The organism is Microcoleus sp. Pol12B4 (assembly GCF_036701385.1).
GTDB lineage: Bacteria > Cyanobacteriota > Cyanobacteriia > Cyanobacteriales > Microcoleaceae > Microcoleus.
In genome coordinates, this window is record NZ_JAUBQR010000229.1 from 1 (window position 1) to 10,895 (window position 10,895).

Annotated in this window: 11 protein-coding genes and 1 pseudogene; 4 read left to right on the plus strand and 8 right to left on the minus strand. The window is 45.8% G+C overall.

Annotation, left to right across the window (positions count from 1 at the left end; genetic code table 11):
- The 3 genes and pseudogenes from QUA38_RS24020 to QUA38_RS24030 form a co-directional block, all read right to left on the minus strand.
- Positions 1–430 (minus strand): annotated as a pseudogene (locus QUA38_RS24020) (ATP-dependent helicase); the annotation flags it as partial.
- Between the two features lie 213 nt (positions 431–643).
- Positions 644–1,234: a Uma2 family endonuclease gene (locus QUA38_RS24025; RefSeq protein ID WP_333166341.1), complete on the minus strand. Its 591-nt coding sequence runs from the start codon at positions 1,232–1,234 to the stop codon at positions 644–646.
- Between the two features lie 74 nt (positions 1,235–1,308).
- Positions 1,309–1,815 carry a hypothetical protein gene (locus tag QUA38_RS24030; protein WP_333166343.1) on the minus strand — a complete coding sequence of 169 codons (507 nt, stop codon included), beginning with the start codon at positions 1,813–1,815 and terminating at the stop codon, positions 1,309–1,311.
- Positions 1,816–2,104: 289 nt separating this feature from the next.
- Between QUA38_RS24030 and serA the strand changes: the two genes are divergently transcribed.
- The gene (gene serA / locus QUA38_RS24035; protein WP_333166345.1) at positions 2,105–3,688 is read left to right on the plus strand and encodes a phosphoglycerate dehydrogenase; all 1,584 of its coding nucleotides are present in this window, start codon (positions 2,105–2,107) and stop codon (positions 3,686–3,688) included.
- Between the two features lie 184 nt (positions 3,689–3,872).
- A complete protein-coding gene (prmA, locus tag QUA38_RS24040) occupies positions 3,873–4,763 on the plus strand; it encodes a 50S ribosomal protein L11 methyltransferase (RefSeq protein WP_333166348.1) in 891 nt (296 codons plus the stop codon).
- Positions 4,764–4,817: 54 nt separating this feature from the next.
- Here prmA and QUA38_RS24045 read toward each other — a convergent pair whose 3' ends face one another.
- Both QUA38_RS24045 and trxA read right to left on the minus strand, forming a co-directional pair.
- Complete coding sequence (locus tag QUA38_RS24045) at positions 4,818–5,411, minus strand: hypothetical protein (protein WP_333166350.1); 594 nt, start codon at positions 5,409–5,411, stop codon at positions 4,818–4,820.
- Positions 5,412–5,495: 84 nt separating this feature from the next.
- A complete protein-coding gene (gene trxA, locus QUA38_RS24050; RefSeq protein WP_333166353.1) occupies positions 5,496–5,813 on the minus strand; it encodes a thioredoxin in 318 nt (105 codons plus the stop codon).
- 73 nt (positions 5,814–5,886) lie between these two features.
- Between trxA and fabG the strand changes: the two genes are divergently transcribed.
- Positions 5,887–6,651, plus strand: coding sequence for a 3-oxoacyl-[acyl-carrier-protein] reductase (fabG, locus tag QUA38_RS24055; protein ID WP_333166355.1), 765 nt, complete (start codon positions 5,887–5,889; stop codon positions 6,649–6,651).
- A 62-nt stretch (positions 6,652–6,713) separates the two neighbouring features.
- On the opposite strand, the gene QUA38_RS24060 is transcribed toward fabG, so the two are convergent.
- The 3 genes from QUA38_RS24060 to QUA38_RS24070 form a co-directional block, all read right to left on the minus strand.
- Positions 6,714–7,169: a GTP pyrophosphokinase gene (locus QUA38_RS24060; RefSeq protein ID WP_333166358.1), complete on the minus strand. Its 456-nt coding sequence runs from the start codon at positions 7,167–7,169 to the stop codon at positions 6,714–6,716.
- A 132-nt stretch (positions 7,170–7,301) separates the two neighbouring features.
- Positions 7,302–7,742 carry an NUDIX domain-containing protein gene (locus tag QUA38_RS24065; RefSeq protein WP_333166361.1) on the minus strand — a complete coding sequence of 147 codons (441 nt, stop codon included), beginning with the start codon at positions 7,740–7,742 and terminating at the stop codon, positions 7,302–7,304.
- 36 nt (positions 7,743–7,778) lie between these two features.
- Entirely contained in the window at positions 7,779–8,834 is a 1,056-nt protein-coding gene (locus QUA38_RS24070; protein ID WP_333166363.1) for an adenylate/guanylate cyclase domain-containing protein, read from the minus strand.
- A gap of 553 nt (positions 8,835–9,387) precedes the next feature.
- Here QUA38_RS24070 and QUA38_RS24075 point away from each other — a divergent pair.
- Positions 9,388–10,521, plus strand: coding sequence for a class I SAM-dependent methyltransferase (locus tag QUA38_RS24075; protein WP_333166366.1), 1,134 nt, complete (start codon positions 9,388–9,390; stop codon positions 10,519–10,521).
- Positions 10,522–10,895 lie beyond the last annotated feature (374 nt).

Consider the following 10,895-nt stretch of genomic DNA (forward strand, 5'->3'; position numbering starts at 1 on the left):
ACTGAACTTCTGCTAAATCGTAGAGGGCAAAAAAATGCAGATCGTTCAATACTTTAGTCAAAGTGTGGGTGGCGATGGACACACAATTAACTTCCCAATACTCCAACTCAAATGTTTCGGGTAACTCTGTCTCTAAATATCGCGCTAGTTCTAAAGAGGGCAACGGCTGGTTATCAGCAGTGGGCAGTAAAAAATACCGAGGGACGATCGCGTATTCTCGCCCCATCGCACTTGTATTGCTGACTGGTGGCAGTTGAATCCCGGCTTCTTTCGTTAGAAAATCTCTTAAATGTGCCGTCTCCAATTGTCGGGGATGAACCTTAGCAGGCTGTTTTTTCTTTTCAGTGGTTTCAACCCAAAGACAAAAATTTCCACCTTGAACAAAACTCTCTTCTGTTTGAGGAATCCAAGTTCCGTGGAGGATTTTCATAGGTCATACCAAACGCAACCTTTGGCAGCCTATCATATCATGAATGAGTGGGAAAACATAAGAAGGCGGTTGAAAGCAGGTTTATACAAACCATGTCTGCTGGATGCCGACTAAAGAGAATAACGTAATTTTACCCCAGTTGTCCTCTTTAACCAGTCTCTGCGGGTTTTGACTTGATAGATGCGGTTTCAACCGCCGAGTCTACTTACAAATTTAGAAAATATCAGTTAAATCCAAAACAAAACCGGGTAATACATCTTCACCTGATAGAGTTGCAGGCGAGTCTAAAATTTCCACGTCTGAACATTGACGGGAGATTTCAACTTTTCTCTTTTTGCGATCGAGCAACCATCCCAACCTCGCTCCATTTTTCACGTACACTTTCATTTTAGCCCGCAATTTTTCTAGGGAGTCAGTTGCCGATCGCAATTCCACCACAAAATCGGGACAAATCGGCGCAAATTTCTCTTTCTGTTCGGGAGTTAAAGCATCCCACCTGTCGCGGCGCACCCAAGCAGCATCGGGAGAAATGTCTGTACCGTCGGGCAGTTTAAATCCAGTTGAAGAGTCAAAAGCAATTCCCAAATGCTTATTTTGACGGCTCCAACCTTCGAGTTGAAAACTTAGATCCGCATTCCGTCTGCCTGTATCGCTACTAGCAGGCGGCATAATAATTAATTCTCCCGTTGCAGTGCGCTCAAATCTTAAATCCCGGTTGTCTGTACACAACTGAAAAAACTGCTCGTCTGTTAATTCGAGCGTTAATTCTAGGGGAGAAGGTAGGGCAATAGTTTGTGATTCCATAACGGCCTCCAAATATTACACGAGTTGAATGTCAACAGTCAACAGTCAACAGTCAACTGTTAACAAACAAATAACTAAGTCTCTGTATAACCTTGGATATTTTCAGGTTCAAACTGCTGCAAAATATTCGCAGCTTTCCCAGTCAAATCATCAGTACCCTTAACCGCAATCAAAAATTTACCCGCATTCAAACGGTTGCGGTAGGGCAAAGCATCGCCGCTACCAAAAGCCATTCCGCCCGCGCCTCCAACAAAAACGCTGCCCATCGTAGCGGCGATCGCACCGAGTAAGCCACCGATGACGTGATCGCCAATTTCGCCCGCCCACGCAAAAGTCTTCAATTCAGTCATCAGACTGAAAGTAACGCCAGCAATAAAGCCAAAGGGAATCAGCCAAACAGCCATGAGTTTAGCTTGTTTCTTTGCTTGCTGGTTGGGGTCGATCAAGCCAAATTCATCAGCAGTTTTGTAGCCGCGGCCCAAAATACTCACTTGCTTCATAGGCAAGCCTTCTTTTTCCAGAGCACAGTAGGCAGCTTCGGCTTGAATTCGATCGGGCAGTACGGCGATAAGATAATTCATTAGAAAACAATTCCTGATAGTTAGGCTTGAATAGCCAAAGTCTATTATAGCCCGAAAAGACATACTAGCTAAGCACTTGCGGGATTTTTAGACGGTCAGAGAGTCCGATCGCCCGCAAAGCTAAAATATTTCACGCAAAAAACGGCCGACCTTGACCGAATACAGATACAATTCAAACTGCACAAAGGCAAGCTTGAGCTGAGCTGTTAGATACTGCTCTAAGTCATAAGTCTCACTTTGAGCTCGCCAACGCTCGGTCTATTTTTACTATTGCACTCAATTGCTTGCTATGCCTAAAGTTCTAGTATCCGATCCGATCGACCAAGCCGGAATTGACATCCTCTCCCAAGTCGCGCAAGTTGACGTAAACACAGGGCTCTCAGCCGAAGAACTGGTAAGAATTATTCCAGATTACGACGCTTTGATGATTCGTTCTGGCACGCAAGTTACCAAAGAAATCATCGAAGCTGGCAATCTACTCAAAATCATCGGCAGAGCCGGCGTCGGCGTAGATAATGTCGATGTACCCGCCGCTACCCGCAAAGGAATTGTAGTCGTCAATTCCCCCGAAGGCAACACGATCGCCGCCGCGGAACACGCGCTCGCCATGATGCTCTCGATGTCCCGCCACATCCCGGAAGCTAACGAATCCGTCAAAGGTGGTAAATGGGAACGCAACCGCTTTCTCGGCGTAGAAGTTTACAAAAAAACCCTCGGCATCGTCGGTTTGGGCAAAATCGGCTCCCACCTCGCCGCCGCAGCCAAAGCAATGGGCATGAAACTGCTGGCCTACGATCCCTTCATTTCGACCGAAAGAGCCGACCAGTTGGGCTGCCGCTTGGTAGAACTAGAACTGCTGATGCGCGAATCTGACTACATCACCCTGCACATCCCCAAAACGCCGGAAACCCTGCACTTAATTAACGCTGAAGTGCTCTCGAAAATGAAGCCTACGGCCCGCATCATAAACTGCGCCAGAGGTGGCATCATCGACGAAGCAGCCCTCGCAGAAGCCATCAAAGAAGGCAAGATCGCCGGCGCAGCTTTGGACGTTTACGAACACGAGCCGCTGGAAGCTGATTCCCCGTTGCGGAGTGTCGGTCAAAACATCGTGCTGACGCCCCACTTGGGAGCATCCACAGCGGAAGCTCAGGTGAATGTGGCGATCGATGTTGCTGAACAAATTCGCGACGTGCTGTTGGGGCTGCCCGCGCGATCGGCTGTCAACATACCAGGAATTTACCCAGACTCGATCGAAAAACTCAAACCCTACCTGCAACTCGCCGAAACCCTCGGCAACCTCGTCAGCCAGCTAGCCGGAGGCCGAGTCGATTACCTCAACGTCCAACTCCAAGGCGAATTGGCCAGCAACCAAAGCCAGCCCGTAGTCGTCGCCGCCCTCAAAGGCCTGCTCTCCCAAGCCCTGCGAGAGCGCGTTAACTACGTCAACGCCAGCATCGAAGCCAAAGAACGTGGAATTCGCGTCGTCGAAACCAGAGACGCCTCAATTCGCGATTACACCGGCTCCCTGCACCTCTCGGCCAAGGGAACTCTCGGCGAACACACCGTGACGGGTGCAGTGCTCGGCGAAAGCGAAATTCGGATTACCAGCGTTGACGATTTCCCGGTCAACGTTTCCCCCACTCACCATATGCTGTTTACCTTGCACCGCGATATGCCGGGGATTATTGGCAAAATTGGTTCCCAATTGGGCAGTTTTAATGTCAATATTGCCAGTATGCAAGTAGGCCGTAAAATCGTGCGAGGCGATGCGGTGATGGTTTTGAGCCTCGATGACCCTCTACCAGAGGGGATACTGGCCGAGATCCTAAAAGTTCCGGGAATTCGGGATGCTTACACGGTAAATCTTTGACGGATTTGGGAGTTTAGATTTTGGATGCCAGGGCTGATAATTGGTAATGGGTAATTGATCATTGGTAATTGGCAAGAAAGCGGGAATTTTTCTATTAGCCAATCCTCCTTCCTCACTCCCCAGTTCCCAGTCTCCAGTTCCCCTGGGCCAATCTAAAATCTAAAATCTAAAATCTAAAATCGTTATGGCACATAGCTGGTGGGAAATTAGAATTCTTTGCGATCCGGCGCTGGAAGATATCATCTTTTGGCGTCTGGAACGGTTTTGCTGTCAGGGATCTGCTACTGAGATCAAAAGCAATTCCTGCTTGATGTCGGCTTATTTGCCAGAAGAACAGGCAGGATTGCTGGATTTGGCCGCTCTGTCTCTGTGGCTGCGCCAAGATGCTCTGTGTGCAGGTTTGCCCCTACCTGCGATGCAGTGGGATTTGATTGAAGACGAAGACTGGGGCAGCACTTGGAAGGAGCACTGGCAGCCTCAAGAAGTGGGCGATCGCTTTTTAATTAATCCGGCCTGGCTGCCCCTACCGACTGATACCGATCGCGTCATTTTGCGTTTAGATCCGGGTGTGGCCTTCGGTACCGGTGCTCACGCTACTACTCAACTTTGTCTGGAGTCGCTGGAAATGCGTCTCGGTTTTGATGACAAAGAGTGCATCGTTGCTGATATCGGCTGCGGATCGGGTATTTTGTCGATCGGCGCGGTGTTGTTGGGCGCTACAAAAGTTTATGCTTTGGATACTGATCCTCTGGCAGTGCGATCGACCATTAGCAACAGACTACTCAACCGCGTTAATTCTCAGCAGTTAGTTGCAGAGCTCGGAAGTATTGATCGCTTGAAAGAAATGGTAGATGAGCCGATCGACGGTTTGATCTGCAACATTTTAGCAGAAGTAATCATTGATTTAATCCCGCAGTTCACTGCAATTAGCAAACCCACTACTTGGGCCGTGCTCAGCGGCATTTTGCTCGAACAAGCTAAGCCCATTGCTGACACTCTCGAACAGCACGGCTGGATTGTGGCTACTCTGTGGAAGCGCCAAGATTGGTGTTGTTTTAATATTCGGCGTAGTTAACAATATGGTAATTGCTAATTCCTAATTGCTACTTGGTAATTTTGAGTTCATGTTTCATCTTTGGGAAGTGAATTTAAATAAATCTCGCACCTGAAAATAAACCGCGCCAGCCCAGTAAAAACCATTCACCAAAATCAACAACGTTTTTCCAGCATAAGAATTAACAAAACCAAAAACGCGGTAAGTTGACAGCAGCACTAACAACATTTCCACCACAGAAACAATTGACCCGTAGTGCTTCCTATCCCAATAAGAAAACGGACTGATAAAACGGTAATTGCTGAACGGAAAAAAGTGTCGGTGAGCGTCGTCATTGTGGACTGGCAAATCTCCCAGAGAGTGTAGTATCATGCTGATAAACAGAATTTGCACATTTTGCCAGCCAAAGTAATAAGCAATTAGCAAAGCAATAACCGCAAGGGGAATTGAATGAAACAGAGCCACAATATTTTGCACAAAAGGCTCATAATATGCTTTTGACCAAATTGTAGCTGCGGGCAAGCGAGCAATGTATTTCGCCCAAAAGTAAAATAAAAATATTGGAATATCCGGCAAAATTCCGCCGATCACAATAATTAGATTAGCTTGCGGCAGTTGCGGTTTGCCAAGAATTGCCAGATTGATAATAGCGTGGCTGGGAGTCTTCATACGTAGGGTGCGTCAACAGGATTATCTTATTCATAATTAATCAGATATTAACTGACGCACCCTACGTGTGATAATTGGCTCGTGCTACAAGTAAGGTTGCACTCGATCGATCAACTGCGCCGCTTGCATCACTCCCTCAATGCGATCGACCTCAGCGCCATTTTTGAACAACACCAAAGTCGGCAAAGCATAAATGTGATGCTGCGACGCCAACTGTTCGTACTTATCCGTGTCAATTTTGACAACCATGAGCTTGTCTTTCATCTGACCGCTTACTTGCTCCAAAATCGGTGCCATCATCTGACAAGGCCCGCACCAAGTAGCGTAAAAATCTACCAACACCGGCAAGTCAGAGCCGGATACTAACTCCTCAAAACTGCTGAACTGTTTTTGAACTGCCATAAGACAAAATAATTTTTTGGGTTCTGGCTCGATTTTAGTGCAAAATTCTCTGGTAGATTGCGAGGATACAATTATGGAACTATTGCCAGAGACTTTTCAGAGATTGCGGGGTCAAGTTGCTGTCGTGACCGGTGCGTCGCGGGGAATCGGCCGCGCCGTTGCTTTAGCCCTAGCGGCAGAAGGCGCTAAAGTCGCCGTCAACTATGCGAGTTCGAGTGCTGCTGCTGATGAGGTGGTAGCAGAAATACTCGCTGCTGGAGGAGAAGCTGTCGCACTTGCAGCAGATGTCTCGAAAACTGACCAAGTAGATTCACTCACCAGTAATGTCATGGAAAAATGGGGACGAATTGACATTTTGGTGAACAATGCCGGCATTACTCGCGATACTTTGCTGCTGCGGATGAAGTTGGAAGATTGGCAAGCAGTAATTGATTTGAATTTAACTGGCGTGTTTTTGTGTGCGAAAGCTGCGAGTAAAATCATGCTAAAGCAGCGAAGCGGCCGAATTATTAATATTGCTTCGGTTGCTGGGCAAATGGGCAATCCCGGACAAGCTAATTACAGTGCGGCGAAGGCTGGGGTAATTGGGTTTACTAAAACTGTCGCGAAGGAGTTGGCGACTCGCGGGATTACTGTGAATGCAGTTGCACCGGGTTTTATCACTACAGATATGACTAAGGATGTCAAGTCTGATGAGATTTTGAAGTATATTCCGCTGGGGAGATACGGGGAAGTTGATGAAGTTGCGGGGATGGTGAAGTTTTTGGCGGCAGATGCGGCGGCTGCTTATATAACTGGCCAGGTTTTTAATGTGGATGGGGGCATGGTAATGGCTTAGAATTTCCGGATTTTTTTAACCGCAGATGCACGCGGATTAATGCGGATATTTGCGGTTAATAATTACTTTAAGGCTGCACATAATTGAGTGAGGACTTTTTTGTATTTTGCAATGCGTTGAAAATCGGCTTCTGTCGGATTGGCGATGCGGCGAATATCGAGGTTATGAGTAACATCAGCGATTTTGACTCGGAGTGCGATCGGGTTGGCAATAACACGTTCTAAATAAGCTGCATAAGCTTCTCCTTCTATTTTGGTAATCGCCGCGATCGCCGAGACTAGAACTTCAGGAAAACCTTCGCTTCTAAGTTGCTCAAGTGTAAGTTCAGAATCTTCGACAGCATCGTGTAGAACCGCTACGATTTTTTGCTCTAGAGAATTTACATTGTCCATCACAAAGAGCGGATGAGCGAGATAGGGATTGCCTGCTTTATCAACCTGCCCCTCATGAGCTTTGGCTGCGATCGCGATCGCTCGTTGTAGTAATGATTCGTACTCGGAGTTCGTATTTGACAACATAGTAAATAAGTTCTCTATTATAGTTTCATCCCCCTAGCGGGGAAGAGCTAAGTAGTCGGACATAAATAGGACTTACGCCAGAGAGTAATTTTTTCACTGTCAATCTATGGTGTAAGCTACGGACTGCGCACCCTACATACACAGGTTATTTGATTTTAAATATTCTTGCAACAATTTCCAAGCCATTTGAGTACCCTCCCCTGCATTGACTTTCTCGAAATCGACATCTTTTCTCAAAACTACAAAACCCACACCTTCTTTGATTTCTATTTTTTCAAAATTACTAACTTTTGCCAAAAATAGGTGATTGTTTTGGATAAATTTTGGATTATTGTTTGTGGTGTAAATAAAAGTTGTGACAAATGCAAGGTTGCAATCGCTTTTTAGGTTAGTTTCTTCCTCCAATTCTCGCACGGCTGCTTGCTGTGGACTTTCTCCAATGTCCACGCCACCACCAAAAGTAGAAAGCATTCCTTGGCTTGCAATACCCGGAATATTATCTCGCAGTTGTGCGACTATCTGACCGTTCGGGAGCATGAGAAAAATGCGGACAATTGAATTGGGAATATTCATATTTTCGAGGAATTAACCAAACTCAAAAAAATTGCTCTAGAGTTGTCTGATTTGACTCCGAATTTTTCTAATCCAATTGTACAATGCAGCATACAAAGCACGCAAAATTTTGACATAACTTTTCCAAATAGATTTTTCTTTGACATCCGGAATCTCCTCGATTTCCAGGGGCAGCGGCGGCATACCGACTACTTCATAGAGCGGATATTCGCCGCTTTTTCCCGGAATTTCAACTAATATGCACCGATCGACGATCGCCAATTCCTTCACTTCCTGATAAGTCTCCTCGGAAATCAGTAAACTTGTTCCCACTTGCTTATTAGCAGCTTCGATCCGGCTGGCCAAATTCACCGCATCTCCGATCGCCGTCACTGTCTGATTTTTCAATGCCCCCAAATTCCCCACAACCACCCAGCCGCAGTGAATGCCAATCCCAATCCGCAATCGGTGACGGTACAAATTTTCAAAATAGGGATTGAGTTTCTCTAGTTCCTCTAACATCTCCACCCCAGCCCTCACTGCTTGTTCCGCAGCTTTGTCGGGATTTTCCAACCCAAACAGCGCCATTAAACCGTCACCCATATAATTATTAATCATCCCGCCATTCCGGTTGATCGCAAAACCCATTTTTTGGAAATAGCGATTTAAAACATAGATTACGTCGTAGGGCAACAGCGATTCTGCAAAAGGCGTAAATCCTCGAATATCCGCAAACAAAATCGCAATTTTTTTCTCTTGACCCACAGGAGTAGAAATCAACTTTCCGGCGATTTGGTCGGTAAATGATTCCAAGTCTTCAGAATCGATCGCCAATCGGCGCAAAATCACCTTGCCACCTGCAACCTGCGTCTGACAAGCCAGCCTAATTTCCGGCTCTAAACGCAATTTTTTCGCGAGTTCCTCTTCCGGCGAAGTGCGCGGAGAGCAAAATTCCAAACCTTCGACAATCAATACCCGGCAAGTCGAACACCGGGCGCTACCGCCGCAGATGTGGGTGTGCGGAATGCCGGCACGCAGGGAAGCTTCGAGAATTATATCGTCGTCGTCTATCTCGATCGTGCGATCGTCCGGCAGATAGTGAATCTGTGGCATATGTAGCGCGTCTAGCTAATTAGCGAGGAATCTCGCGGACATCTGTTATTGCAGCGAATCTGTATGCAAACCCGGTTTCTCGGCATTTTTTCTGTATCCCCTGATTCCTTAACTATAAGTCGCGATCGGCATTTGCTTCTCGTTGCCTCAGCTCAACCGCCCAACTGACACCACTTTAAAAAAAGAAAGCAACTCTAGGCAAGAGTCCAACTCTTAGCTCATCATTCATTCTCAATTCTAAAATTTAAAAGGGTATAAAGGAACACTAAAATTTTCATCACACCGTGAAAATACTCCTATTCAAGCTGTGGAGCTAATCTAAAATCTAAAATCTAAAATCTAAAATGGGCTGACATAATTCTTAATAAAATTAAGATCGCCCAAAGCCCTATAAATCCGTTATCAAATCCCCTTCAACAGCCATATATTTTTAGGATTTTGGGGAGTTTTGCTGTGCAAACCTTACTGGGAAATTGTTTCAGCTTTTTGGCTCTCTAACAACCACGCAATTTTCGTGAGATAGAATAGCAGCATCTTTAAAACCAGTATAACCATGAGTTCATCAACAGCCCTACAAAATATCGAAAACCACATTCCCCTCGTGGGAAATATCCATACCAAAAGTCCGATAGCCTACGGAGCAACCCGCCTCGCAGTCAGTGCAGTCAACACGGTGCAAATGGCAGTAGCAGAGTCTTACATCAACGGATTAGAAGTCCCAGATTCAGTATTGCGATCGCTTTTTGATACCTGTATGCCCGTCTTTTTTAAGCATTTCCCGTCCCTGCTTGCACCCTACGAATGGGTACTAACAGAAACAGACCATACAGCAGAAGGGCCACGGGATTTAATGAAGATTCAGTACGACTTACCTCAAGCAATGCTGAATCCGATGTTAGGCGATGGAAAACTCATTTATCCTAAATACAGCATGGGATTGTGGGAAAAAGGAGCCGCCAACCTTGAACAAGCGCAAATGCAGATGATTGATGATGTTATTGAGAAGCTAGAGATTCAGGATGGCGACAATATTTTAGACTTTGGCTGCGGTTGGGGTTGTGTTCCCAATTACATTCTTTCCAAATTCCCGAATGTCACCTTTACCGGTATTAACCTCAGCCACCACCAATGCGAGTATATGCGTCAGAAGATGCAAGACCCCGAAAGCTACCTTAGTTCCGGTCGATTTACCCTATATGAAGGAGATTTGAACGACGCCAACTTCGAGACAAAGTTTGATAAAATTCTCTCCATCGGAGTTTTTTGTCATGTAGGTAATTTAACGAAGGCTTTCCAAAAGCTGGCATCTTTCCTGAAGGATAATGGCAAAGTTTTCATTCATATCATCACAGTTCGCACGCCCAACAATATATCCAGCGTTTTCACCCACAAATACATTTTCCCGCACGGTCGTTACTGGAAATACGATGCCGTTCCCAGCCACAATAAAGACCTTAAAACCATTCAAAGATGGTACCTCAACGGATACAATTACTCCACAACTTTTGCTAACTGGCTGAAAAACTTTGACGATTCTCAGGCAATAGTCAAAGATTTGGACTACGGCATCGACTATGCCAAATTTCGGCGAATCTGGCGGTTTTACTTGATTTGGTTTGTGGCTAATTTCGCGAGTTGTGACGGCGAATATAACGGCAACGGTCAATATTTAATGGTTCGTGCCTAACCGCTAATCAAGACCAAGCTCAAAAAACCGAACACCCCGAACCCCGACATCTCAAAGAAGTCGGGGTTCTTGAGTGCGAGCTACTTATCGGGAGAATGAAACCTTTCAACCTAGATTTAGGGCGATCGAGAAGTGTTGCCTTGTTTTGAGGAATTTTTCTGAGTTTAAAAAAATCCGGAATAAGATTATTGCTCAGTGAATAAGACCTATATCAAGCGTGAGCCTGCACAATAGTTTTTAAATTCCATCCTCGATCAGTAGCGATGATGTCTGATATTTTACTACAAAAAGAGAGTTGATTTATACAATGGTAGACAATATGAAACCTTCTCTTCCTCAAGACGACCCGAACCCAGAACAGCGCAAAGATTCCT